22 protein-coding genes, 2 tRNA genes and 2 pseudogenes are annotated in these 26,308 nt (G+C 37.7%); 14 read left to right on the top strand and 12 right to left on the bottom strand.

The window, feature by feature from the left end; all coding sequences use genetic code 11:
* The first annotated feature begins 126 nt into the window (after nucleotides 1-126).
* A complete protein-coding gene (locus tag ACQ86H_RS21595) occupies nucleotides 127-873 on the top strand; it encodes a hypothetical protein (RefSeq protein ID WP_431292432.1) in 747 nt (248 codons plus the stop codon).
* 4 nt (nucleotides 874-877) lie between these two features.
* On the opposite strand, the gene ACQ86H_RS21590 is transcribed toward ACQ86H_RS21595, so the two are convergent.
* From ACQ86H_RS21590 to ACQ86H_RS21575, 4 genes are all read right to left on the bottom strand, one after another.
* The gene (locus ACQ86H_RS21590) at nucleotides 878-1,636 is read right to left on the bottom strand and encodes a DUF1570 domain-containing protein (protein WP_138820561.1); all 759 of its coding nucleotides are present in this window, start codon (nucleotides 1,634-1,636) and stop codon (nucleotides 878-880) included.
* Nucleotides 1,637-1,657: 21 nt separating this feature from the next.
* The gene (locus ACQ86H_RS21585) at nucleotides 1,658-2,485 is read right to left on the bottom strand and encodes a TlpA family protein disulfide reductase (RefSeq protein WP_431292431.1); all 828 of its coding nucleotides are present in this window, start codon (nucleotides 2,483-2,485) and stop codon (nucleotides 1,658-1,660) included.
* A 125-nt stretch (nucleotides 2,486-2,610) separates the two neighbouring features.
* Nucleotides 2,611-3,960 (bottom strand): hypothetical protein, encoded by a 1,350-nt coding sequence (locus ACQ86H_RS21580; protein WP_431292430.1) that lies wholly within the window; start codon nucleotides 3,958-3,960, stop codon nucleotides 2,611-2,613.
* 75 nt (nucleotides 3,961-4,035) lie between these two features.
* Nucleotides 4,036-4,899, bottom strand: coding sequence for an AraC family transcriptional regulator (locus tag ACQ86H_RS21575; RefSeq protein ID WP_246862723.1), 864 nt, complete (start codon nucleotides 4,897-4,899; stop codon nucleotides 4,036-4,038).
* A 182-nt stretch (nucleotides 4,900-5,081) separates the two neighbouring features.
* Between ACQ86H_RS21575 and ACQ86H_RS21570 the strand changes: the two genes are divergently transcribed.
* From ACQ86H_RS21570 to rplI, 4 genes are all read left to right on the top strand, one after another.
* Nucleotides 5,082-5,675, top strand: a complete 594-nt coding sequence (locus ACQ86H_RS21570; RefSeq protein ID WP_431292429.1) for a hypothetical protein — start codon at nucleotides 5,082-5,084, stop codon at nucleotides 5,673-5,675.
* A gap of 259 nt (nucleotides 5,676-5,934) precedes the next feature.
* The gene (rpsF, locus tag ACQ86H_RS21565) at nucleotides 5,935-6,291 is read left to right on the top strand and encodes a 30S ribosomal protein S6 (RefSeq protein WP_029283098.1); all 357 of its coding nucleotides are present in this window, start codon (nucleotides 5,935-5,937) and stop codon (nucleotides 6,289-6,291) included.
* A complete protein-coding gene (rpsR, locus tag ACQ86H_RS21560; protein WP_010599582.1) occupies nucleotides 6,291-6,554 on the top strand; it encodes a 30S ribosomal protein S18 in 264 nt (87 codons plus the stop codon). The genes rpsF and rpsR overlap by 1 nt, the downstream gene beginning before the upstream one ends.
* Nucleotides 6,555-6,566: 12 nt before the next feature.
* Nucleotides 6,567-7,010, top strand: coding sequence for a 50S ribosomal protein L9 (gene rplI / locus ACQ86H_RS21555; protein WP_025144599.1), 444 nt, complete (start codon nucleotides 6,567-6,569; stop codon nucleotides 7,008-7,010).
* A gap of 395 nt (nucleotides 7,011-7,405) precedes the next feature.
* Here the strand turns inward: rplI and ACQ86H_RS21550 are convergent.
* Nucleotides 7,406-8,103, bottom strand: a pseudogene (locus ACQ86H_RS21550) (SDR family oxidoreductase).
* Between the two features lie 30 nt (nucleotides 8,104-8,133).
* The gene (locus ACQ86H_RS21545; RefSeq protein WP_138820566.1) at nucleotides 8,134-8,943 is read right to left on the bottom strand and encodes a 3-keto-disaccharide hydrolase; all 810 of its coding nucleotides are present in this window, start codon (nucleotides 8,941-8,943) and stop codon (nucleotides 8,134-8,136) included.
* Between the two features lie 192 nt (nucleotides 8,944-9,135).
* Here ACQ86H_RS21545 and mtgA point away from each other — a divergent pair.
* Nucleotides 9,136-9,863 (top strand): annotated as a pseudogene (gene mtgA / locus ACQ86H_RS21540) (monofunctional biosynthetic peptidoglycan transglycosylase).
* 70 nt (nucleotides 9,864-9,933) lie between these two features.
* Here mtgA and ACQ86H_RS21535 read toward each other — a convergent pair.
* From ACQ86H_RS21535 to ACQ86H_RS21525, 3 genes are all read right to left on the bottom strand, one after another.
* Nucleotides 9,934-12,345 (bottom strand): AsmA-like C-terminal region-containing protein, encoded by a 2,412-nt coding sequence (locus ACQ86H_RS21535; protein ID WP_431292428.1) that lies wholly within the window; start codon nucleotides 12,343-12,345, stop codon nucleotides 9,934-9,936.
* A 98-nt stretch (nucleotides 12,346-12,443) separates the two neighbouring features.
* Nucleotides 12,444-12,731 (bottom strand): YciI family protein, encoded by a 288-nt coding sequence (locus tag ACQ86H_RS21530; protein WP_431292427.1) that lies wholly within the window; start codon nucleotides 12,729-12,731, stop codon nucleotides 12,444-12,446.
* Between the two features lie 4 nt (nucleotides 12,732-12,735).
* Complete coding sequence (locus ACQ86H_RS21525) at nucleotides 12,736-13,215, bottom strand: ABC transporter ATPase (RefSeq protein WP_431292426.1); 480 nt, start codon at nucleotides 13,213-13,215, stop codon at nucleotides 12,736-12,738.
* Between the two features lie 50 nt (nucleotides 13,216-13,265).
* On the opposite strand from ACQ86H_RS21525, the gene ACQ86H_RS21520 reads away from it, so the two are divergent.
* From ACQ86H_RS21520 to ACQ86H_RS21505, 4 genes are all read left to right on the top strand, one after another.
* Complete coding sequence (locus ACQ86H_RS21520) at nucleotides 13,266-13,751, top strand: hypothetical protein (RefSeq protein WP_431292425.1); 486 nt, start codon at nucleotides 13,266-13,268, stop codon at nucleotides 13,749-13,751.
* 1,580 nt (nucleotides 13,752-15,331) lie between these two features.
* Entirely contained in the window at nucleotides 15,332-15,436 is a 105-nt protein-coding gene (locus tag ACQ86H_RS21515; protein ID WP_431292424.1) for a twin-arginine translocation signal domain-containing protein, read from the top strand.
* A gap of 29 nt (nucleotides 15,437-15,465) precedes the next feature.
* Nucleotides 15,466-16,968 carry a TldD/PmbA family protein gene (locus ACQ86H_RS21510; RefSeq protein ID WP_431292423.1) on the top strand — a complete coding sequence of 501 codons (1,503 nt, stop codon included), beginning with the start codon at nucleotides 15,466-15,468 and terminating at the stop codon, nucleotides 16,966-16,968.
* 8 nt (nucleotides 16,969-16,976) lie between these two features.
* Entirely contained in the window at nucleotides 16,977-18,314 is a 1,338-nt protein-coding gene (locus ACQ86H_RS21505; RefSeq protein WP_431292422.1) for a TldD/PmbA family protein, read from the top strand.
* A 566-nt stretch (nucleotides 18,315-18,880) separates the two neighbouring features.
* On the opposite strand, the gene ACQ86H_RS21500 is transcribed toward ACQ86H_RS21505, so the two are convergent.
* Nucleotides 18,881-19,669, bottom strand: coding sequence for a (Fe-S)-binding protein (locus ACQ86H_RS21500; RefSeq protein WP_113948060.1), 789 nt, complete (start codon nucleotides 19,667-19,669; stop codon nucleotides 18,881-18,883).
* 113 nt (nucleotides 19,670-19,782) lie between these two features.
* On the bottom strand, nucleotides 19,783-21,078 hold the full coding sequence (locus ACQ86H_RS21495) for a (Fe-S)-binding protein (protein WP_138820575.1): 1,296 nt from the start codon (nucleotides 21,076-21,078) through the stop codon (nucleotides 19,783-19,785).
* A 230-nt stretch (nucleotides 21,079-21,308) separates the two neighbouring features.
* Between ACQ86H_RS21495 and ACQ86H_RS21490 the strand changes: the two genes are divergently transcribed.
* The 3 genes from ACQ86H_RS21490 (at nucleotide 21,309) to ACQ86H_RS21480 (ending at nucleotide 23,589) form a co-directional block, all read left to right on the top strand.
* Nucleotides 21,309-21,381 (top strand) — tRNA-Phe (locus tag ACQ86H_RS21490).
* 446 nt (nucleotides 21,382-21,827) lie between these two features.
* Nucleotides 21,828-23,315 (top strand): DKNYY domain-containing protein, encoded by a 1,488-nt coding sequence (locus ACQ86H_RS21485; protein ID WP_431292421.1) that lies wholly within the window; start codon nucleotides 21,828-21,830, stop codon nucleotides 23,313-23,315.
* Between the two features lie 201 nt (nucleotides 23,316-23,516).
* A tRNA-Phe gene (locus ACQ86H_RS21480) sits at nucleotides 23,517-23,589 on the top strand.
* Nucleotides 23,590-23,954: 365 nt separating this feature from the next.
* Here ACQ86H_RS21480 and ACQ86H_RS21475 read toward each other — a convergent pair.
* Nucleotides 23,955-24,377 (bottom strand): SRPBCC family protein, encoded by a 423-nt coding sequence (locus ACQ86H_RS21475; RefSeq protein ID WP_431292420.1) that lies wholly within the window; start codon nucleotides 24,375-24,377, stop codon nucleotides 23,955-23,957.
* A gap of 302 nt (nucleotides 24,378-24,679) precedes the next feature.
* On the opposite strand from ACQ86H_RS21475, the gene ACQ86H_RS21470 reads away from it, so the two are divergent.
* Entirely contained in the window at nucleotides 24,680-26,284 is a 1,605-nt protein-coding gene (locus tag ACQ86H_RS21470; protein ID WP_431292419.1) for a S41 family peptidase, read from the top strand.
* The last annotated feature ends 24 nt before the right edge of the window (nucleotides 26,285-26,308 follow it).

Raw genomic sequence — 26,308 nt, 5'->3', positions numbered from 1 at the left:
ATAGGAAAAATTTAGGTGTTGTAAGATTGAAAAGTTGGAATGTGGAAAAGTTGAAATACTGAAATGATTTGTAAAAGATTGCGTAACATTTAATGATAAAATTAATCTAATCGTAAAACTTTATAAATGAGGATTTTAATTTTTATTAGCGCGATATTGTTGTCTTTTACGGGCACTTCGATGGCACAGGTTGATACCATAAATGCACAAAATCATAAATTGGTGATGAGCAATCTGAAAGAGGGGAAAAACAGCTATCTGGTTTATATGACTGATTCTCTTGAAACGAAACGGACTATTGGAGATATATGGGAAAGAACAACTGCTTTTAAAAAAAGAGATAAAAATGAAATTGTAGAATTTGCTTGGAAATGGTTCCATAACGATTCACTTTTCGCCACAATAACAAACATTTGTGACCGAAAAACGATGTCTCCAATTTATCATTATGCCAGTTATAAACGCAGAGGTATTTTTGCCTACGATTATAAAAATGGCTTGATGCAGCCGTCCGATACCGTAAAAAATAATGATGCAATCAAAAAAGGTCCGGTTAAATTGGATATTCCGATCATTTCGTGGGAGCAGGATTTAGAAACTTACCCATTATTGCCAATTAAAAAAGTTGGCCAGCAGTTTGATATTTCCTTTTTTGATCCAAACGAAAAATCAGCAACCTATCATCGTTATGAAGTGGTTGGCAAAGATAATTTGAAATTGAATGCAGATATAACAGCTAATTGCTGGCTGCTTAAAATTAATTACAGCAAAGACAGTTATGCCATTTTCTGGTTAGCCGAGAAATCAAAAGAGGTGGTTAAAATGAAAGAATATTATAAAGGTAACTACCGTATAAAAGTGAAGCAATATTGATGTATTAATGATGCAGGTTGTAAAACTGTTTATATCTTTCTTCAAACTTGTCAAAACTGCCAAAAGTTAGTTCAATTGATTTTTCGGTATCGTAGCCTTGAGTGTTTAGTTTTATTATATTTTTAAGCAGGTCTGTTCTTTTCGATTTTATAAAAAAGTAGATCACACTGTAAGCCGTATTGTAGTTGTCATCTACATCATGCCGGTAAAACGAACCGCTATATATTTTAAAGAAATTTTTTAACCTTTCGCTGTCTTTCGAATCTATTCCCGCTTTTATGCTCTTAATTCTGCCACTTTGCGGGTAAGCATATAAATTCCCCTCGCTGTCAAAATCCAGTGTTTCAAAAAATTCTGCTAATCCTTCGTTTAACCATTTGGGAGAATTTTTAAAATTGAACTGAAAAATACTATGACTGGCCTCATGGAGTGCTACCGAAATGAAATCGCTGCTCTTGTATACAAAGGCTTCATTAATTGCGGCAATATAAAATCCGGCACTATTTATTGGTGCGTTATATGTTTTTTGCGCTAACCTGTAATCTTTATTTTTTCCATAGAGGTTTATTTTTACCGGGGCAGTAATGTTTTCTCTTGTCTCAAAAATTTCGTTGCAGAACATGCGCTCATAAGCAATTAGTTTTTCTATTTTCTTTTGCTCGTTGTCGTTTATTTTACAGTTAATCAAATTAAGGTCAACGTATTGGGCGTAAAGAGATATACTGATCATATTTGCTATTACAAGCAAGATAAATTTGTTCATGTTTACTTTCTTAAATCTCTGTTACAAGTGTTCTTCTAAAAGTTTTTTAATTTGTCTGTTATCCATAAATCCCAAAGCCGGGTTTACCACTTTGCCTTCTTTATTAATCAGCACCTGATGCGGAATGCCTGTAATTTTAAATTTGTCAGCTAAATAACGCCATTCATCACTTTTTAACCTATAGTGCTGTCCTTTTATAGTGGGTACTAAGTTCTGGTAAGTAGCTAAAGGTGAGCTTTCATCAGTAATGTAAACGAATATAACATTGCTATCTTTCATTTCTTCTTTCAATGGCCTGATTTCTGCAATTCCGTTAAGACAGGGACCACACCATGTTGCCCAAAAATCAACTAAAATAACCTTGCCTGCATGTTTGCTGATAATGTTATCTAAAATTTTATCCGCTTCTACTTTTGGTGTTTGGTTTACAAAATATCCCCCGTTTTTTTTATTGGCGATGATCTGTTTTTCGGAATCGTTGTTTCTGAGTTTAATATAATCTTTTACAAACTGATTCTTAATATCTGATAGGGCATAAGGCAAATTGTTCTGGCTGATTGGAGAGAGTTCACTAACAATTGGTCTTAAAATATCTTGTGCGTTCATAATATCAACTAAAATCCCTTGGTTAATATTAAATGCCGAATCGACTAATTTGATATAATAATTTGAGAAATTTTTTTCGTTAAAGATTTTGATAAAATCATCATGATCTTGCAACCATGCATCTTGTATGGGTTTATCAGCACTATCTATTTTTAATGAAAGTCCATCTGATGATATCAATTTTTCGAAAGATTTGTCTAAATCAGTAAGTGTGATATTACTGGCTTTAAGCGCATGTAACATATCAGCATAATTATGAGTATAGCTATATCTTTCAGGTCTTACTCCCGGTAAGAATTTAAATCTGTTAATAAAGGTGTTATAATTTCCACTGATTACTGAAAGTTCATCATTGATGATTTTTTGGTCTAAAAAATTATAGTAATCGCTTGGATATTTTTCAGCCTTTTTTTAGTCTCCTTGTTTGCAGATTCATAATTCCAGTTATACTCAATAATATGGTTGGCATAACCGCATACAATATCTAACCTTTTAACTTGATAGGCTTTCTCTGAAAGGGTTCCTAGCTGGTGGATGGAGTCTAACCTGGAAAGTTCTGTTTTTTGAAGGTTCAGTAAATAAGTTTTATAGTCGTTTGGCTTCATATCAACTATTCTTTTTTGGATGTCTTCATAGTCAAATAAATCAAATTTATTTAAAAGAGAAAGATCCTCATTTAATTGTGCCAGCTCACCTGTATATCTGGTATTTTCATCACCAATGACAACAAAAAGTTCTTTGCCAGGCTCCAGGTAGATGTCGTTTTCATTGCATATATCCGACCTCAGGAAAATCCTTTCGGGGTGATAAATCCCTACCTTGGTTGAAAAATAACCGTTTTTCTGAATTGCTATGATCTGGTTTTCCTGTCCCCCCGATATAATATTGTCTATGTACAACATCAGGGTTTTAGTAGCCAATTTAGGACTGTAGTTTTTAATATAACCACTAAAAGTAGCACTGTCGTTTTTGAAGATGGGAAGCTGATAGTTTTCCTTGTTAAGAATTCGTTTACAATCTGCCTGGTTTTTACTTAACTGAACTGTTTTATTATCTATGGTAAGTTTGATCGTGTTGTTTTTTAACCCGCTAATTGAAAGCTGTTTGGTTTCTTTCCCGTTGGTAATAAATATAGTGGTATTAGCGCTGTTGGTTTTTTTAACGATATTTTTATACGACCAAATTTTATTTTTGTAAACTATTTCTTTATTAAAAAAAGCAACTTCAAGATTACTATTGTTTTTGTTATACCAGCTCGTATAAATAGAGTTTGGAAGTAAGTTTTTATTTTCTTCCAGTGCAATATCATAGATTTTCCAGCCATTATCATCCTCTTCTCCATAATCAATACTTGTGGCTTTTGTATTAATTTTTGGAAAAATAAGCTGATAAGATACGCTACCACTTGGCGGCATATAGTACTGCTTATCTAATGGAATGCCTATTGTTTTCCTGATGTAGTATTTGGCGATACCGGTATTGTCTTGAAGATAAGTGTTCTTAGGTATCCTGATCCATTGACCCGCAGGATGGGTGGTGGTGAACCATAACACAGTAGCGGTATCTGATGTTACTATTTTTGTGATTTTCAGCGTTGATGAGGCGCTGTTAAAACCAACAACGGGATTGGTTATTGTTTTTTGAGCATGCAGGCCAACTGTAACTATCGACAGAAAAAAGGCCAGAGCGATTTTTTGGTGTAGAGAACTGGTTTTCATTGTTTTAGATTGAAAAACAATGATAACTAAAAACGGGTTATTGCCTGTTAAATTCTGTTAAATAAGCAATGTAAGTTATTTAATCACCGATTTCAATTCATTTCTATATTCTGAAGCGCTTTTGCCCGTAAACTCCTTAAATAATTTATTGAAATGGCTAAAATTGTTAAACCCACTTTCATAAGAAATATTGGCAATGCTGGTTGGTTTTTCGGCTAAAAGCTTTGACGCGTGTACTACACGATATTCGTTTACGAAATGCGTAAATGTTTTCTTGGTGATTTTTTTGAAATAACGGCAAAAAGAAGGGACAGTCATGCTCGACATTTCTGCAACATACTGCAAACTGATCTGTTCCTGAAAATGGTCTTTCACATAGTTGAAGATCATATTGATGCGGTCATTATCCTGTACCTGCATTTCCATCGAAAAACCATCGGCATTTAAGATTTTATAATCTTTCGCATGTTCAAGTTCCTTTAGTACGCTCAATAAAGTTAAAAGCCTTTCAAAGGGCTGCTGGTCGTCCATCATTTCTATTCTGTCGCCAACAATACGCATGGTTTCACTACCGAAGGCAATTCCGGCCTTTGCTTTGTCGAACAATTCTTGTATCCCTTTTATTTCCTGCAGGCCTAAAAAAATGCTGCCCAAAAAATTGGGTTTCATCTGGATAACAGTTTCGTTTTTGTTTCCGGTATTGGTATCGGTAAAGCCACAATGGGGAAGATTGCTGCCAATGAGAATCAGGTCACCTTCGGTGTAATAGGACACGTGGCTGCCGATCTGCCTTTTGCCGGCCCCGCCGTTAACAAATACCATTTCAATTTCAGGGTGGTAATGCCAAAGGTGCGCCATATTATTGGCGTTCTCTACATATTTTGAATAATAAAATGAACTTCCAAAAGAGGGCTCAACAACTTCAAAACTTGGTTTCATGTTTTGCTGAATTATAGTTCTAAAATACATAAAAAATATGCTTTATTATATATTCTGTTAAAATAACAGTTAGTTGAAGGTAATATAGCATAGATATTGGCAAATATGCAATCAACTATCTTTCAGATGTGTCCGTACCTTAGTGGTATCATATAGTTATTAATTATTTAAAAATATTGGTTATGAAAAAGTTCTTAAAAATCGGTTTAATAGCAGCGTTATTTTTTACTGCTACGGGTGTACACGCTAACGATGATGATTTTACTTTAAAAGTAAAAGGTGAAAAGGAAAAATTTATCCGTTTCTCTGTAGATAAAGCAGAAAACGTTAATTTGTCGCTCATTGATGCATACGATGAAGTTTTATTTGAAGAAAACATCCATGCTTCAGCCTCTTCCAGCAAAATTTATGATCTGAATGAACTTCCTGATGGAAAATATACGCTTAAAGTAGAGTCGGATGTAAAAGTTGCAAAATATAATGTGGTCATTAAAAACGGCGAGGCCCTTGTTTCTGAGCCGAAAGTTTCTAACATATTTAAACCTGTTTATACTAAAAAAGATCAGGTAATTACGCTTAATCTTGAAAACCTGGAGAATAGTCCGGTGGAAGTTAAAGTGTATAACGAATACAATGATTTGGTTTATAGTGAGGCATTCAAAGATAAATCGCAATTGGTAAAGAAATTCAATATTGGTAAAACAGATTCTAAAGAATTAACTTTTGTAGTGAAGTTCAAAGAAGAGAGTTTTGTTAAAACGATAGAAACATATTAAAAATTTTACAGCTAATTGATGGGGGAGATTGTCGGATAGATAGTCTCCCTTTTTTATACGTAAGACGGACGATTTGAGATGGATGATGTAGTGCGCATTGTTCCCATTCTCCATCTTCCATATTCCATCTTCCATTTACCTTATTACATTATGTCTCATAAATTCTCATTAATCATTTGATTTTAAGAAATATATTGTTACTTTTGCATCCCCGTAATATACCTCGGGATTAAAAAAATTAAAAACATAATTTATAACAATGAATCAGTACGAAACTGTTATCGTTCTAACCCCGTTGTTATCTGAAGAGGCTGCGAAAGAAGCATTAGCTAAATTCAAAGCAGTTCTAACTGATAACGGAGCCGAAATTATCCAGGAAGATAATTGGGGTTTGAGAAAATTAGCGTATCCAATTGAGAAAAAATCAAACGGATTCTTCAACTTAACTGAATACAAAGCTTCAGGTGATTTGATCGCAAAATTAGAGCTTCAATTAAAACGCGATGAGCGTGTGTTACGTTTCTTAACTATCCGTTTAGACAAACACGCTGTTGCTTACAATGAGAAAAAGCGTAGTGGTGCTTTTAACAAAAAAACTAAGGAGGTTGCAGCGTAATGGCAAGAGAACAAATACAATACGTAACAGCCCCTAAAGTAGAGGATAACCGTAAAAAATATTGCCGTTTCAAGAAAAACGGAATTAAATACATCGATTACAAGGATGCAAACTTCTTGTTGAAATTTATTAACGATCAGGGTAAATTATTACCACGCCGTTTAACCGGTACTTCGTTAAAATTCCAACGTAAAGTGGCTCAGGCCGTTAAACGTGCCCGTCATATCGGTTTGTTACCTTTCGTTGCTGATCAATTAAAATAGGAGGCTAGAGATATGGAAATTATTTTAAAACAAGATATTAAAGGCCTTGGTGAGAAAGATGATGTAGTTACAGTAAAGCCAGGTTATGGCCGTAACTATTTAATCCCTCAAGGATTTGGAGCACTAGCTACATCTTCTGCTAAAAAAGTTTTAGCTGAAAATTTAAAGCAAGCTGCTTTTAAACAAGATAAAATTAAGAAAGATGCTGAAGGTGTTGCTGAGCGTTTAACTGATGTTAAACTTTCAATCGGTGCTAAAGCTGGCGAAAGCGGAAAAATCTTTGGAGCGGTTAACACCATCCAGATTGCTGAAGCATTAAAAGCTCAAGGCTTTGATGTTGACCGTCGTCGTATCACTTTCGAAACTGAACCTAAATTTGTTGGCGAATATGTAGCTAACTTAAACTTACACAAAGAAGTTAAAGTTCAGGTTCCTTTCGAAGTAATCGCTGAATAAGCATCCTTTAAAGAATCAATAAAAAAGTCCCGATTTTCATCGGGACTTTTTTTATGGAAAACGGATAAGGTAAGAGAGATGATGGAGACGATTGAGTGAACAATTTTCTGTATTGATTTTTCAATTGATTTAAATTTTCCTTAATAGATTGTTTAAACTCTATTTTATTGATTTTGTAACAAAGTCAACCCAAATAATTGCATTTTTTGTAACAAAGTCAGGGCAATTTATATTGTAAATAATAATTACTAGTATAAAACAGACTAAAATGACGTTAAATTAGCAAAGTCTACGGGAAACAATTAATGCTTCCCGCAGTAAAAAATAAGAATAATTTATTCATGTCGTAGAATTAACTACATCTTCCATCATCCATCTCACATCTTCCACTCTTACTATCCTTTTGGTGTTGTTGGTCTGATTTCCACTTTGCTTGGTAGTGTTCTTGCTGGCATGGCTAATAAATCAACAATCAATTTGCCCATATCCTCTGGCTGGATTTTCCAGGCATCATCTTCAGCATTCGGCTGATGATCGTTAAAATGGCTCGCTACCGATCCTGGCATAATGGTACTTACCTTTACGCCATATTTTCTTAAATCGAGCATAATCGATTGAGTAAAACCGGTCAAGCCAAATTTACTGGCATTATAAGCCGATCCTCCGGCGAAAAAATTCGTGCCTGCCAAACTGGAAATGGTGAAGATATGTCCCTTTGTTTTTTAATCTCCTCTACCGAGGCTTTAATGCTGTAAAAAACACCTGTTAAATTGGTGTCAATGGTTTCTTTCCATAAATCTATATCCAATTCATCAACCGGTGCAAAATGACCAACACCTGCATTGGCAATCAGTACATCCAATTGTCCCCATTTTTCGAGTATCAGATTTACAGCATCCTGCTGAGATTTAAAATCCACAACATCTGCTTCAATGGCCAATACGTCACCGTATGCTACCAGATGAGATGCGGCCTGGTTTGCGCTGGCCATTGTCCTGCTGGTAATGGCTACTTTATAGCCTTCTTTTAAAAGTGATTCGGCAATGCCGAAACCAATTCCTTTGCTTCCGCCTGTAATTAATGCAACTTTCATGTTGTTGTAACGTATGATATCGAAAAATGTTTAATTAGATTTTTTCTTATTGTAGTGAGGAAGCTCCATAATCTGAATATCTTTAAAATCTACCGGCTGTCCTTCACTTTGTAAGGCAATAAAACCCTGAGTAAGGGCTTTTCCGTCAATTTTAATTTTCGGGTCGTAACGGTTAGCTACCCCGCCACCAATCTGTGGTTTGCTATATTGTAAAACGGTATCGCCGTTTATAATATGCGTTACAAGCGAATCGCCGAGAACAATCAATTCGGCAGATACCCATTGGTCACCATCGTAAGTTTTTGATTTGGAGTCCAGGCAATGCCCATCATATAAGTTGCCGTGATAAAAAATATCTGTACCAGGAGAACACATATTTCCTGTTGGGCGTGGACGGCCATCACTCAAGCCGCCTAAAAACTGCATCTCAATGGAAATTGGCCAGTCTTGTTCCTTAGGCATCGTTTTCGGGTCCTGAGAATGGAACATCACACCGCTATTCCGCAGGGTATAACTGGGTGCCCCTTTTTGCAGTTCGCCAACAAAGCGATACTTTAGTTTTAAGTGATAATAAGAAAATGGTGTTTTATAGTAAAGATGACCGAACTGATCATTGAAATCGCCATATTGGTCATATCGCACCTGAATAACTCCATTTTCGACTCTAAAAGTATTTCCGACATTTACATTGTAATCGTGGTGATGGATTTTAACATTCCAGTCCTTAATGTCTTTCCCGTTAAAAAGTGTCATCCACTTTTCAGAACTGTTATTGACGTTTTTGGTTATACTGCAGCCCCATAGTGTAACAGCAAGAAAGAGATAGCCTAGCTTTTTCATTTAGTTAATTTTGTTTGCATTCTGTTTAAAATATGAATCCCAAAATACATAAACAAACTGATTTTAATGTACAATAAAGGTTTACCACAAGAATTTTGCATTTTGGTTTTGTTATTTTGATGGCAAAAACTTTTCACGTTATTCCAGGCCTCTGCATTTCCCATCTTCCGTCCCTTTAATTACCTTTGCGTCATGGCGAAAACGCAGACAAGCAGAACCAAAAGTAAGGCAAAATACCCTCTTCTGAAGAAGATTACCAATATGGCTACGAAAGTATTTTTATATTTTTTGTTGGTTTCTGTGTTTTGGGTAATCGCGCTGCGTTTTATTAATCCACCTATTACCCTTTTAATGGTACTACGGAACATTGAGCGTAAAGCGGATGGGAAACCTTTTAAAACGGAAAAAAATGGGTTAAGTTTGATGATATCTCTGATAATATGAAAAGGGCCGCTGTATCTGCTGAAGATCAGCTCTTTTTAACACATATCGGTTTTGATATGAAAGCTATTGAGAAAGCTTTTGCCAGTAATGCCAAAGGAAAAAGGGTGAAGGGCGGGAGTACCATTTCGCAACAAACAGCTAAAAATGTTTTCCTGTGGCCTGGCCGATCGTGGATAAGAAAAGGTTTTGAAGCTTATTTTACTTTACTTATAGAGCTGTTTTGGAACAAAGAAAGAATATTAGAAGTTTACCTGAACGTAATCGAAATGGGTGATGGAATTTATGGTGCCGAGGCTGCTGCCCAGGAGTATTATGGTAAATCCTGTACAAAATTAACTAAGAAACAAGCCGCTTTAATTGCTTCCTGTTTTCCAAACCCCAGAAGGTGGACACCCAAAAATGCAACCCCATACATCAGGCACCGTCAATACCTGATTTTAAGAAATATGAACAGATTAGGGCCGCTGGATTTTTAATGTAAAATGGTCGATGTAAGATGGATGAGGGTAATTTAAATTCCATCATCCATCTTACATTTTTCTTCTATTAATCATGATCCTTATTCCACCTGATCTTTATTCCGCCTTTTTCGTCATCAATAGCTTTTAAGTGCAATACGATTCCACGCATACGGGCTTCTCTTTTTTCTGATTTGGTTAAGTTTTCATCTCCTTTTGGATTTCTCAGTGGAATGTCCATCTCTACATTTGTACCACTTCCTAAAGCGTAAGTGCCTTTTACGTTAAAGTTTAAAGCGCTGGAGTTTATCTGCATTGGACTGATTTCTACCTTATCACCATGGATGTTAAGGGTTCCATCAAGGTTTTTGATTTCTACGTTTGATAGGTTCCTGTTGGCAAAAGCAAATTTTCCAACCTTAACCATCGGATTGAAATTAACCAGTGCGGCATTGTTCAGATTGAACACCACTTTACCATTTATCGATCGTGGAAGAATTTTTCCTGTATGTGATATCCTGCCAGAAATGTTAACCAACGACGACAAATAACCTTTTAAATTTTTGTTGGTAATGGTATTCTGTCCAAAATTATCGAAAGAGTAGAAGAAATCTTTAACACTTACATGGCTAATTTTCGAATTGATTTTAAAACTGTTAGAGGCGGCCTCCTGCATAATATTCCCATCAAGCGATAATTGTCCGCCAGCATGAGCCACACTGATTTTATTGAAAAAAATGCCGCCTCCGCGCAATGAAATATCAGCATCAAGGTTTTTGGCCAGAAAATTATCGTAAATGGCTTTATCAACCGTTAAACGGATATTCATTTTCGAAAGTTCCAATACATTGCTCAGCTCTTTCGAAACCACTTGTTTGTTTCCACTCGATTTTTTCTTCGCTGTTCTCGGCCCTAAGAAGGGTAAGAACTCTTTTAGGTAGAGTTGAGGGCTCGACATTTTTAAGTTCACCAATATTTTTTCGGGAGCCGTATAATACAGGTTGGCAAAATTGGCGATGCTACAGCTTACATTGAGCTCGCTTTTGCCCAATTGGAAATGCCCGTTCTGTATCGATAAATCATTCTGGTTAAAATTGATGTTTAAAGCACTTTTTACCAGGTGCAACTTCCTGGGGATATAAAGGATGTCTGCATCGGCAATCTGTATTTTACCCGAAACAACCGGTTTTGTGAACCTGAAATTATCAATATCGGCTTTGCAATATAACCTTAAGTTCGCTGTACCGTTTTTAAATTCAAAATCGTTTGTACCTAACGAATTGTTTAAGTTGGTTAGGGGAAATTGTGAGGTGACTAATCCGGTGGCAATCGGGCGAGCTAAATTATTTACCGTGAAGGTGTCGATTTTAAGCGGCGCATTAAAATATTTTGCCGTGAGCCTGTGGAACTTAATGGACGAGTTTTCGTCGCCAATAATGCCGCCAACGGTATCACGATTAGTAAAGGAGCCATCAAAATTACATGCTGTTAATTTGCCTGCCGGAATAGAAACCACATTATCTCTTACTGTTATGCCGACCTTAATTAAGGGATCTCCGTATTTTCCTGACCCGTCATCAACGATATTTCCCCGGATATTGATCGGTTTTTCAATGCCAAATTTTAAAAGTTTTGAAGAAATGTTAGGTGATAAGAGCAGGGCAACATCTCTGAACAAAATATCATCAACAGCAATGCTAATGGCAAAAGCAGATTTATCTAATTCTATTTTAGCACCTATTTTGAAAGGATGGCCACCAATGTTTAATATTTCGGGATTTAGTATTACTGCGTCGAGATCCCGGTTGTAATGTGCGTTTAAGGTTCCTTCTAAGGTTTTATCTTTTAGAAAGCTGCCTTTACGCGTATTAAAGGCGAAACTGTTTACCTTAGTCATTAACTTGATTTTACCTGTCCAGCCGCTATCAGGATATTTCATTCTGCCCTGGATCTGATCAATATCAAAATTGAATAACTTGAACCTTTTTTTATTGTCCAATATTAAACTCACCTTATTAAAATCAATCTTTTTAACTTCTAGTGCGGAGGATTTTGATGACGATTTTTTATCGGTTTTTGATTTACTTTTAAAAATACTGGTGTTGCTATAGCCTGTAGAATCGGTATAGATATAAATGGAAGCATTATTAATCGCAATTTGTTTAATATTGATATTGCCTACAATAAGTGAGAGCACATTTAAAGAGACGTCTATATCCTGTGCTTTTAAAAGATCGTGTTTATGTTGGTTCCATAAACTATCTCTCAGTAGAACACCGTTTAGTGATACCGAAACTCCCGGAAAGCTTTTCAGAAGCGTTGGCTCCATACTAGTGGCAGTAATCTGTCCATTTAAATTTTTATTCAGTTGCGAAAGGATAGAAGCCAGCACTTCTTTCTTATTGCGGCTAATGTAAAACGCACCTGCCAGCCAGGTTAATATAATCAGTACAACTAAAACCGATACAATTTTTAAAGAGATTTTTAGCCAGCGCTTCATACACATTATTTGATTTAACCAATATAATGTTTTTTGTTAGCTAATTGTTTGGCTGACAGTAAAAAATAGCTGCAATAGCAACAGGTCTTCTGAACCAGTTAGCCTAAAAGAGATTCCAGATCAGGGTGGTGCTGTGAGGTTAGGAAATGTGTAATCGTGAAATCGGCCAAACGGTGTTTATAAAAGGGATCTTCCATCAGGATTTTTTTCAATTCAGCCTCATCTTTAGCCAGGGCCAGAATAATTCCACCGGTTCGGGGCACCTTTCTGCCCGAAGCCACGAAAATGTTTTTTTTATAGTATTTCTTTAAATATTGCACGTGGGCTTCCATATGTGCATCTAACTCGGTTAGCGGAACAATGTATTTAAGATCTACGATGAACACAGGCTTAAAGTAAATGTGCAAAAACGGTAGAATGCCAGCTGTTTTGAAAAGGAACTTCCCACTTAGATTCAAGTTCAGCCAGGTTTTGAACCATATTGTTAAATACAATAGTTTCTGGTGTTACCTGCTTTATATTTACCAAAGTTTCAAAATCTTCCTTGCTGTTTACCACAACTTCTCCATTTACTTTATAGGCAATGTTGAAACGGTTAAAAAGGTCTACATGATACTCCTGTTCAATTTCTTTAATTAGACGAACAGAGCTATCAATGGAGCAACCGGTAACACCAGCCTGACTTTCATCTACTGTTAGGATAATAAAAAAGCCATAACGTACTTCTGCTTTTGCAAGCAATTCATTTCCATGTGCTTTCCACTGGTTAGTAAAAGCTGCCAATTTGTTTAAGATCTCAGTTTCTTCCGTAGAAGTAAATTTGCGATCGCTTTGGTATATCCAAACTCTTGATTGTGGAGAAAAACTCATATACAAATTTATGATTTTAATTAAATTGGTATGATTAAAACGCTAACCCGATGAAAAAGTTTACACTCTGCTTGAAAATATCCCTTGTTTCGGCTTTTTGTATGTTTTTATGTGCTTTTTCAGACCCCGAATCCATGGAGCAATATGCCCTTTATCTTCATAAAACGCTTACTGATCATTATGACAGTAGCCAGGAAAGCGATCAGGTAAAACGTTATGAGCTAAATGTTACCAACAATGGTTTTTGCCGTTACAAGCGGTATTTTAATAACGGTAAAACGGAGTATTTCGCATTTAAGTTATCGAAATTTAAAGATATGGACTATTATGGTACAACTACTTCAGGTAAATTATATATCCATACCAAAGGTGATGACGTAATTGTACAGACTTATAAAGACAGGGGAGGCGATGTAGATTCGATGGCCATACAGCTGGTTATTCCATTAAAAAATATGGAGGCCGAAGATTTAAATCTTATCCGTGATAACCTGAATAAAATTAATGCGGAAGTTTCAATTTCTCAGAAGCTATAGTTAGGGAAATTGACCTATGGAATACTCCAATTGCTTTCCTGGCGTAAGAAACCATCAGATCTTAATGTTAATCATGATGCAGGTTGCGCCATTAGTATATGATATGAAGTAAAATATAAGCGATTTTTTTGGAGCGCATTGTCATTCGCTTTTTTTAAGTTAGTCCTGCTCTCCGCTTTATCCCGATGAAAAAATCGGGGATGCCGCTTCGATCAGGGCTATAAACCTGGCCTGTGGCACGGAAACCGACATAGGAGCAGAAAACTACCCCATCTAAACCTGATCGAACGAATGCCATTTTTCATGGCAGCAGGTAGAGCAGGAAGAAATTGACCTATAGAATACTACAATTGCTTTCCTAGCATAAGAAACCATCAGATCTTAATGTTAATTATGATGAAGGTTGCACGAGTTATATGATATGAAATAGAAAAGAGTTGGTGTCTTTGGAGCGCATTGTCATTCGCTTTTTTTAAGTTAGTCCTGCTCTCCGCTTTATCCCGATGAAAAATCCTACCGTGTGGATACAATTAATTATAATATTTTTCAGCCGCTCTATGCCGCGGTGGCATGGTACTTTGGAGCGCCAAAGTACCCAAAGCGCTTCGTCAATCCAGCAATGAGCCTTTTGCACAATCCTATACGCATCAAAAAAATAGTGGCACTTCGTTTTGTGTTCAATATTTTTTTAAAATTTAAATCATCGTCTATGAACACAAAACCACTGCGTTTCAGGTTTGTTAGTGCCAATTTACCTGAAATGCAACTGTTTTTTTGATTTCCCTGGCTCTTGGGATTGACAGCGTACTTGGTTAAAATCCATGCTTGATTAAAGTTGCTTAGCAAAATGCCTAAACTATTCTTAAAAAGATGTGTCCACATGGTAAGATGAAAAATCGGGGATACCGCTTCGATCAGGGCTATAAACCTGAGCCTTTGGCACGGAAAACCGACATAGGAGCAGAAAACTACTCTAGCTAAACCTGATCGAACGAATGCCATTTTTCATGGCAGCAGGTAGAGCAGGAAGAAATTGAGCTATGGAATACTACAATTGCTTTCCTGGCATAAGAAACCATCAAATCTTAATGTTAATCATGATGCAGGTTGCGCCATTAGTATATGATATGAAGTAAAATATAAGCGATTTTTTTTGGAGCGCATTGTCATTCGCTTTTTTTAAGTTAGTCCTGCTCTCCGCTTTATCCCGATGAAAAAATCGGGGATGCCGCTTCGATCAGGGCTATAAACCTGTCCTGTGGCACGGAAAACCAACATAGGAGCAGAAAAATACCCTAGCTAAACCTGATCGAAAGAATGCCCATTTTTCATGGCAGCAGGTAGAGCAGGAAGAAATTGGCCTATAGAATACTACAATTGCTTTCCTAAAAATAAGGAAATTATAACATTGTAATTTCATTGGTGTACAGTTGGCTTAACCAGCATATCATATTTACTAATGCTGGTATAAAAACATTTCTTAGCATTATTTTACATTTACTCATCTGTTAAAATCGAAATAGAAATTTCGGGAAATAAGTTAAAAAACTTATATTCAGACATATTTAAACCATCTCATCTTGAAACGTAGAAACTTTATTTATTTAACTGGTGTGGGGGCTGCTGCGGCTATGCTTCCTGCCATTCCGGTTTTTGGGAAAGAGATTTCCCCGAGCAGGCCTTAGAATATATTGATCCTGCAGCTAAAAAAATCATGTCGGATGTGGCTTTGAATGCGGCAAGATCAAAAGGTGCAACTTATACTGATGTGCGTGTAGGCAGATACCTTAACCAATATGTTGTTACACGTGAGGATAAAGTAGAGAATATTGTAAATACCGAATCGTATGGCATCGGTATCAGGGTAATTTCGAATGGAAGCTGGGGATTTGCAGCAACCGATAAATTGGATAAGGATAGCATCGCCAAAGCAGCTGAACTGGCGGTAACTATTGCCAAAGAAAATGCCCGTTTGTTAAGAGAACCTGTAAAGCTAGCCCCACAAAAAGGATATGGCGAAGTAAGCTGGAAAGCGCCGATTGAGAAAAATACTTTTGAAGTACCCGTAAAAGAAAAGGTAGATTTATTGTTGGCGGTGAATGATGCGGCGATGAAGGGTGGTGCAGATTATATTAACTCCGTATTATTTGCGGTAAATGAACAAAAATATTTCGCTTCAACTGATGGTTCTTATATCGATCAGGATATTCACCGCATCTGGCCAACTTTCTATATCACTAAAATAGATAAGGTAACCGGTAAGTTCGAAACCAGAAATGCATTGAGTGCCCCGACAGGTAAAGGCTACGAATATCTAAATGCCAGGCCAGAGGATAAAATACAAACAGCTTCTGGTACGCTTTACAAAGGCAGGTACGATATGCTTGAAGATGCTACACAGGCGGCCAGACAGGTAGGCGAAAAGATGAAGGCAAAATCGGTAGAGCCAGGCAAGTATGATCTGGTATTAGATCCTTCACATTTATGGTTAACGATTCATGAATCGTGTGGACACCCGACCGAGCTCGACCGTGTATTGGGCTATGAAGCCAATTATGCGGGAACAAGTTTCCTAACCTTAGACAAATGGGAATCTAAAAAATTTAATTACGGTAGTAAGGAAGTTAATATTACTGCCGATAAAACCGAAGTTGGATCGTTAGGGGCTGTTGGTTATGACGATGAAGGTGTGAAATGCGGAAAATGGGATGTAATTAAAGATGGCATATTGGTAAATTATCAGGCCATCAGAGATCAGGCACATATAGTAGGTTTAAATGCATCGCAAGGATGTTGTTATGCCGATAACTGGAGCAGTGTTCAGTTTCAGCGCATGGCAAATATTTCTTTGCAACCGGGTAAGGCCAAATTGAGTATAGCAGATCAGATCAAAAATGTAGAAAAAGGCATTTACATTGTAGGCGACGGATCTTTTTCTATCGATCAGCAACGTTATAATTTCCAGTTCGGTGGTCAGCTGTATTACGAAATTAAAGCCGGGAAAATAGTTGGTATGCTAAAAGATGTGGCTTATCAGGCAAATACCCAGGAGTTCTGGAATTCGTGTGTGGCCATTTGCGATCAGAGCGATTACCGTTTAGGAGGCTCGTTCTTTGATGGTAAAGGCCAGCCTGGTCAGGTAAGTGCTGTATCTCACGGATCGGCAACCGCACGTTTTAATAAAGTTAATGTGATCAACACCGCTAGAAAAATCTGATAGAAATTATGCCAATCTTAACAAAAGCAGAAGCAAAGGCACTTTTAACTAAGGTACTTTCTTACTCTAAAGCAGAACAATGTGAAGTCAATCTAAACTGCTCAGATAGCGGGAACCTAAGGTATGCCAGAAACGCAGTTTCTACCAGTGGTGGAATTAGTGCTAACAGTTTGGTGGTGAGTTCAGCCTTCGGGAAAAAACTGGGTACGGCCACTATAAATGAATTTGATGATGCCTCGCTGGAAAAAGTAGTGCGCAGAGCAGAAGAACTTGCGCAGCTTGCCCCGGAAAATCCTGAATTTATGCCTTTTCTAGGGCCTCAGGAATATGGTCCCGATTCACCCACATTTTCTCCTGCTACAGCAGCTGTTACGCCAAAAGATAGAGCTGATGCAGTACAGGCCAGTTTAAAACAGGCTATGGATAATAAACTGAATGCCGCAGGATTTTTGTCGAACAGCGTGGGTTGCGCTGCATTGATGAATAGTAAGGGGTTATTTGCTTATAATACTTCAACCGATGTTGCTTTTAACATTACGGTAAGAACTGATGATGGCAAGGGCTCAGGTTATGCCACCAGAGGATACAACGATTTTAGCAAGCTTAATGCAAAGGCCGATACAGCTATAGCAGCAAAAAAAGCAATGTCGTCAGTAACTGCAAAAGCGATAGAGCCGGGTAAATATACTGTTATTTTAGAGCCAACCGCCGTAGCAGTAATGTTAGAAAACTTATTCTTCTCGCTGGACGCCAGACAAGCGGATGAAGGAAGAAGCTTCATGAGTAAAACCGGAGGAAAGACCAAATTAGGGGAACAGCTGGTAGATGAACGGGTAAATATTTATTCCGATCCATGGAATCCTGAGCTTCCAACTTCAACATGGTCTGGAGATGGAAGGCCTCAGGAGAAGATAAACTGGATAGAAAAAGGAGTAGTGAAAAATTTATACAGTTCGAGATATTGGGCAAAGAAAACCGGAATTAAGGCAATACCAACTCCTGGCGGTGCCATTATGCAAGGTGGAACCAAGACATTGGAAGAACTGATTAAGGGGACAGAAAAAGGTATATTGGTTACGCGTTTATGGTATATCCGTACGGTAGATCCACAAACCTTATTGCTAACCGGGTTGACCAGGGATGGTACTTTTTACATCGAAAACGGAGAAATCAAATTCCCGGTCAAAAATTTTCGTTTCAATGAAAGTCCGGTTATCATGCTGAATAACCTGGATGAGATTGGAATAGCCGAAAGAACAGTCAGTGCCGAATCAGAAGCCAACTATCTATTGCCGCCATTAAGAATAAGGGATTTTACTTTTACTTCTTTGTCTGATGCGGTATAGGAGATTTAGGTCGTCAATACTATAATAAAGGCTGTATCATTAATATTAATTTGTCATCCTGAGGGGTGATCTATGGTATAAAAATCAAGAAGTTCAAGGAGATAGCTCCTCCCTTAAGCTTTCGTCATTTCGAGCGGAGTGCAACCTGTGCCGATTTTACATCGGTAACGCAGTCTAGAACCCGAAGGCTCTGCGAAGCGAAATCGGCCTGGATAGATCTCTCCACTTAGCGCTGCTCCGGTCGAGATGACGATCTTTCTATTGAAATTTTGCCATTAATAGAGGTTAGAATTTTTCAAATACATCGGAGGGTTGATGACAGATATACAAGGGGCGTCATTTCGACCGCAGTGGAGAAATCTTTGAACTATATTAAAAGATTTCTCCATTTCGCTACGCTTCATTCGAGTTGACAATCTTTCTATTGGAGTCCATGATTGATAGCTTTTCGAAGGATCTGTTTAATTACAGATTTACGCGTTTCGGGAGGCTCCACGTGAGACAGATCGAATAGAGATTAACGCTTATATGATACCGCTTTTTATTAAGTGAATCTAAAACGATCGTTACAAGCCGTTTGCCCTTGCCGTAATTTCTGCAATATCCAATACCTTAACTTCCTGTTCTTTATCTTTTAATTTAATACCATCGCTCAGCATTGTCATACAGAATGGACAGCCCGCTGCAATAAATTGTGGATTGGTTTCAAGTGCTTCGTCAATACGTTCAACATTGATGTCTTTATTTCCTTTTTCGGGTTCTTTAAACATTTGTGCACCACCGGCACCGCAGCATAAACCATTGCTTTTGCAGCGTTTCATTTCTACCAATTGCGCATCTAAAACTTCTAATGCTTTTCTTGGCGCTTCGTAAATTCCGTTTCCACGGCCCAAATAACAAGGATCGTGATAAGTGATTTTTTTGCCTTTAAAGCTTTCTCCACCTTCAGCTTTTAACTTACCCTCGTTAATTAAGTCTTGGATAAGTTGTGTATGGTGGATCACCTCGTAAGTGCCGCCCAGGCCAGGATATTCATTTTTAATGGTGTTGAAGCAATGCGGACAGCCGGTTACGATTTTTTTAATGTTATAAGCATTCAAAACTTCGATATTGGTCATGGCCTGCATCTGGAAAAGGAACTCGTTCCCAGCTCTTTTAGCCGGATCTCCGGTGCAGCTTTCTTCGGTCCCCAATACCGCATATTTTATACCTACATGATGTAAGATCTTGCAGATGTCGCGGGTGATTTTCTGTGCCCTTTCATCGTAACTTCCGGCACAACCCACCCAAAATAATATTTCTGGTTCTTCACCTGCGGCCATTAACTCGGCCATCGTAGGGACTTTAAATTCCATTTGTCTATTATCTAGTGTCTATTTTCTAGTATCGAATACCAGGTATCGAGACCTGATGTAATTCTATTTAATTCAATGTCAACTTAAAACTGTTAACGGAAGACTGTCAATTGCTAACTTTCTTGTGCCCAGTTAAAACGATCGGCTGGCGAGTATTTCCAGGGTGCCTGGTTGTTCTCGATATTTCCCAGCATTGCATTAATGCTTCCTGGTGCCTGCGATTCTTCCATTACCGCAAAACGGCGGAGCTCCATAATAATCTGTAATGGATCGATGTTTACCGGACAGGCCTCTACACAGGCGTTACAACTGGTACAGGCCCAGATCTCTTCTCTGCTGATATAATCGTCTAATAATGATTTTCCATCCTGATGTTCTGCACCATGTTTATCAATGTTCTGACCCACTTCGGTAATACGGTCGCGGGTATCCATCATAATTTTCCTTGGCGATAAAAGTTTACCTGTAATATTTGCCGGGCATACCGAAGTGCATCTTCCGCATTCGGTACAGGTATAGGCATTCATCAGGTTTACCCAGCTTAAGTCGGTTACATCTTTTGCTCCAAATTTACCAGGTTCGGTTTCTGCCGGAACAAAAGAAGGATCGAGCATTGCTTTTACCTCATTGGTAACTGAGGCCATATTAGTGAATTCACCTTTAGGCTCCAGATTTGAAAAGTACGTGTTTGGAAAGGCGAAAAGAATATGGAAATGTTTCGAATAAGGCAGATAATTTAAGAAAGCCAGAATCCCGATAATGTGGAACCACCAGCAGCTGCGCTCAATAATAACCAATGCATGCGCTGTTGAAGGAAGAATGTTCATTAAATACTGACTTACCGGAAAAGCACCTGCATTTACATAGTGTTTTGCACCTAAAAGCTGGAGTTTTGCATCAGCAGCATTCATGAGCAGGAAAGCACTCATTAATAAAATCTCTGTGATGAGAATATAGTTCGCATCAGATTTTGGCCAGCTTTTCATCTCGACGCCACTAAAGCGTTTAAGTTTTAGTACATTCCTGCGAATAAGAAAAATAGCACAGGAAACCCAAACCGTAAAGGCCAGGATTTCGAAAGAACCGATCAGAAAGTTATAAAGCCCACCCAAACCATTAAAAATACGGTGAGTGCCGAATAATCCATCGATCATAATTTCGAGTACTTCGATATTAATGATCACAAAACCGATGTAAACAAAAAAGTGGAGAAATGCAGGAATAGGGCGGACAACCATTTTGGATTGACCAAAGGCTACCCGTAACATGGTCATTAACCTTTTTTGCGGTTGATCTTTTCGATCTACTGCTTTGCCTAAGCGGATATTGCGAATTATTTTACGCAGGTTAACTGTAAACAGCGCAATTGCTGCAAGTGTAAGTACTAGAAAAAGGATCTGTGCCACCATGCAATATTAGATTGTTTTACGCTAAATTAGGATATTAATCTCAAAAAAATACTATGCATGCATAAAAAAAATGATAAAATTGTTTGTTTGTATTCATTCTAAGCAATAATTATGGCCTGCTTTAAGAATTGTGAAAAATTAATTAATTGATAATCAGAGCGCCAATGAAATAATCGAAAAAAAGTTTTGCTTTTGAAAAAAGAACACTACATTTGCAATCCCAAACGGATGGTGCCATAGCTCAGTCGGTAGAGCAAAGGACTGAAAATCCTTGTGTCCCTGGTTCGAATCCAGGTGGCACCACTTCCAAAAGCCTTTCAGAAATGAAAGGCTTTTTTGGTTTCATAACTTTAGCTATTAAGGATCATTCGTAAAAAGCGGGAGGGCTGAGTTTAAATTTTTAACTTAGTAGTTTTAGCACCAAGCCATGGAGATCGAACTACCTAAACCATTACTACCACCAGATTTTGCAGATCAAATTGATCTTATCCGTATTAAAACGATGAATGATTGTAATCATTTATTTTTGGACGAACGGAACCAGCCAACGCAAGCACTTCATGCTCACCGGATGGAGTGAAGAGGTATTTTGGATCAAGTCATTCTACGCGACTTTCATTTACGTGTCATAGCCTAATTTCTGCATTTTCGCTGTCGCATGGCATGACCATATTACAGGGAGAACTACTATATAGTTCCTGGGATTCGGTAGTAGGTGGCATACGTTAACAAATAACCTAAAACAAAAAATGAACAAAAATATCATCAAGCTTATCAGGATAACTGCAGTCATTGCTTTCCTGATTTTAATAACGTTTACTGTGTCTTTTCTCTTGCCAGGAAGGGATGCGGATACTAATACTATTGATAATAAAGGACAGCAAATAGGTGGGATATTTGTCCGTTATCAAAACCAGGTATATGCGGCTGTGCCAAGTAATGGAAACTATATGATTAAGGAGGCTGATGCCAACAGCTTCAGGCTAGTTGACAATAGCTACCAAAACCGCCAGTTTGGGATAGATAAAAATAACGCTTACTGTGGTAACCTTGTTGTAAAAGATTTCAATCCAGCTACAGCCAAAGCAATTGGTAATAATTATTTCACCGATGGTAAGCAAACCTGCTACTGTTCTTCAATGAGTGTAGAAAATGAAGACTTATCAATTTTCTCCTGGTTGAGCCAACAGAGTTTATATGGTCTTGGAGTAGGGGATAAGCCACAGACCTATATTTACCCGCTCGCTAAACTTGAAGCCGGGCCAGTTCCTTATCGAGTTATTCTTAAAACTGAGGTGGTAACTAATGGAACCTTGTGTTACTATCAGGGTAAAATTCTTCCGCAGGCCCATGGTGCGAGCCTGAGGCAGATCTCTGAGTTATATAATGATGGCGATATCCGTGAAAGTCAAAACTATCTGGCGGATGGACAATCTGTATACTATAAAAATGCCCTGTTGCCACTTCAGGATCACCCGAACCTGCAAGCCATTGTTATTGATGGTCAAAATCAGGAAAATTATCTCTTAGATCCTAAGCAAGGTATGGTCTACGTCAATGACCTGCCTTTTGATAAGCAATATAGTCCTTATAACATATTGTCTCTAAATGGGGCACATGTCTATCATGCTTTATTTTTAAGTAAGCATGGAATCTTTTATTTTGATAAGAAGAAAAGGAAAGTTTTAAGGTTCAAAGATAACCCATTTGATGGTGGCAATTTCAGAGAAATTGCACCACTTATTTTTTCAGATGGTCATCAAATTTTATACACTGAGGCCAGTCAGATTTGGGGTGGAAATAAAAATCCGGGGCTTAAATCCGAGTCAACACATATTTATAGATTAGATGAGCCTACAACAGGAAACTGGCAGAAAATAGGTATGGTTGGAGGCAGTTATGGCTCAGTATGGAAAAATGGAAATGCTTATTATTACTTTGACGAGCTTGGCGATTCTCAACTAATCCCACAAACCATTTATCGCATTACTGATCAGCATGCAGTAGCCGCTTTATTTGCTCCTCAAATCCGTACAGATGACATTCGCAAACTTGTTGATACGGGTGGCCTGTTAAAAGTTAAACGCACAGAATTGATTGAAGTGGAGACAGGATTTTCAAAGGGATTTGGAGAGGTGATATTGATCGTATTAGCTGTCCTCACAGGTGTTCTATTATTTCTATGGATACTGAGAAAATTAGGTATCAATCTCAAACCTTCTATCATCAAAGATTAGTGCCTGGAAGATTTATATTGTCTATTTTGAATATATGCTGAAAAAACTGGCAGAATGGATAAATATTTTTTTAATAGCATCTTATTGATAGTCAGAAAAATGAATGCATTTGGTTAAACAGGTCTTCATTCTTTTTGAATAAATTTTAAATCCTTTTTTGGATTTGAGAAAAAGAATACTACATTTGCAATCCCAAAAGGGGGTGCCATAGCTCAGTCGGTAGAGCAAAGGACTGAAAATCCTTGTGTCCCTGGTTCGAATCCAGGTGGCACCACTTCCAAAAGCCTTTCAGAAATGAGAGGCTTTTTTGGTTTATAAGTATTTCTAATTTTGATTAATTTTTTATACCCTTTCGGGTAAATTTTATTGATTTTAATGTGCTTTTACACCCTTTCAGGTATAAATGTTACATGCATCGGGGGAAAGCTAGTTATCTCAGGAAGATCTTGCATTTAAGGCTGGGGTTGGGCTACGCTTTCTCCGTGAGCTGGAAAGAGAACCAGATCATGATTAATAAGGCAAAAATTTTTTATGGTGACCAATTAGCCAGTTAAAAGGCCCATAGCCGTTTGAAGAAATCACAAAAAAGCCTCCGTTTTACAAGAGGCTCATTCGCTTTTATGTTTCTGCATGATCATTTTATTTCTCGGCTATCTCCTTAACCTTATCCAGTGCTTTTGGCCAGGTCTTTTCGAAATAGTCAAGCCATTCTTTGATAATTTCCATGTCGATTATAATTTCCGTTTTACCGTCTTTTTCGGTTAACGTATAATTTTCGAAAGATTCGCCCCAATTATGAAGGGTTTCCTTCCCATCCTTTATTTCACCAATATGTTTGATAGACATGTATTGATTGGGTATGTTTTCTTCAATAATAGCAAGCATTCCATCTCCCTTCCCATCGTGAAACAGGGCCTTGCTTCCTTTTCTCCAATCGGTTTCCACACGCGATCCTTCCATAAAAACAGCTGTCCATTTGGGGTATGTTTCTACGCCAAACAGCGCATTCCAAACTTTTTCTGCTGAGGCGTTAATTGTGGTTTTAAATTCGATCTTTTCCATGGTTTTTAATCAGATAAGTTATACAACAAATTTGCCCAGAATTTTGTTGAATGAACCGGGGCAAAGGCGACAATTTACGGGGGATAAGGACTATGGTAAAAACACCGGTTTAGTTTACCTTGTTAAAATTTGCTAAATATCTCAGTGAAAAGTAATTTAATAAGTAGATTTACGTAGTTCATTAATATACAGGCGCGAGCGCATAATATTTTGAATTAAATTGAGTTGTTGGTAAAAGTTTATTTCTGAACAACCTAACTATTGCCTGATACGTATATAGAGATAATATTACTATAATTTCCATGAGAAATAAGAAATTCTTTTACCTGGTAACACTAGGTTTTTTAAGCTTCGGTGCCATTAGTGGCTGCAAAAAGAGCAGTTCTGCGCCTGATGAGCCTGTAACCCCACCAGTTGTTACCACGCCTTCCGGAACGCGGGATGAATTGACTAAAGATTCTATCTTTTTATATGGGAAAGAACTTTATTATTGGAATACTTCGCTACCCACTTATGCCGTGTTTAACCCGCGTGGATTTAGTTCAAATGAAGCTGAACTATATGCCATGACACAATATTCTTTAGATCCGGCAACAGGAAAACCATACGAATATGTAAGCACTTCCAGTGAACCTAAATATTCGTTTTTCGACTATACGGCAGCTACAACAGGTAAAACAGGAGTACTTAAGGCAGATGTAAACGGATCAGCCAATGATTATGGTTTTTCCGTTCAGTATAATTATAACAGCACGACCGATTTGAGGGTAAAATATGTTTATCCAAACTCGCCGGCTGCATTACAGGGTTTAACACGTGGCTGCAGGATAACCGGTGTGAATGGAAGAACAGACCTGACCTATCCTGGTGCAGTTAGTTTTTTAAATAATGCTATTTTTGGAACCAATGCAACGGTGACTTTGGCTTTTACTGATATTGGCGGAAACCCTAAAACAGCGGTTATATCCAGTGGTTTGTATACTGTCAATCCGATATTGTTTACCAATGTTTATACGGTTGGAACAAAGAAAGTGGGGTATATGGTATTTAATAGTTTTACTAATAATGCCTCTTCAGCCATAAATGCAGTTTTTGCTAATTTTGCTACCCAGGGAGTAAGCGAATTGGTTATTGATTTACGCTATAATGGTGGAGGCTATGTTTCAACAGCTACTGACATCATTAATTTGGTAGCCCCGGCAGGCGAAACCGGTAATACGATGTTTACTTCTTATTACAATAACTATTTACAGTCGATCACTACTGCCCAGCGCAAAGCCTCTGTTTTGGCACACCAGCCACTGTTAGATGATGAGGGGAAATTACAGACCTTTACCTCAGGTGTAAACGGAAAGTACGCCACTTATGCTGATTTAAATTATTTGCCTACAGCTGCTGACAATATAGAGAAATTTGCAAAGTCCGGCTCATTATCTTTAAACAGGGTTTATTTTATAGTAACCGGATCAACAGCCTCGGCAAGTGAGTTAACCATTAACAGTTTAAAACCAGTTATGGATGTAAAATTAATTGGTAGAACAACTTATGGTAAACCTGTAGGCTTCTTTCCGATCAGAATAGATAAGGTAGATATGTATATTCCGGAATTTGAAACCAAGAACAAACTTGGCGTTGGTGGCTATTATTCTGGCCTAACGGTTGATAAAGAATCAGCAGAGGATTTAAGTAAGGCATGGGGAGATGAAACAGAGACATTATTGTCTTATGCTTTGTTATATGCTAAGAATGGGAATTTTGTAACTACAGCTGCAAAAACAGCTAGCTTAAGTACAACCACGACAGCAATGCCATCAAAGCTATCAGTAGCAGAACTAAGGGCATTAGATGAAAAGTTGGATCCAAAAGGATTTAAGGGGATGGTGATGACACCGGATAAGAAATTTTAATAAAAGCTTATAACGAAAATGCCC

The sequence above is a fragment of the Pedobacter sp. P26 genome (assembly GCF_050632135.1).
Lineage (GTDB): Bacteria > Bacteroidota > Bacteroidia > Sphingobacteriales > Sphingobacteriaceae > Pedobacter.
Note: the sequence above shows the minus strand (reverse complement) of the source record. Positions and strands in the feature narration are given on the sequence as shown.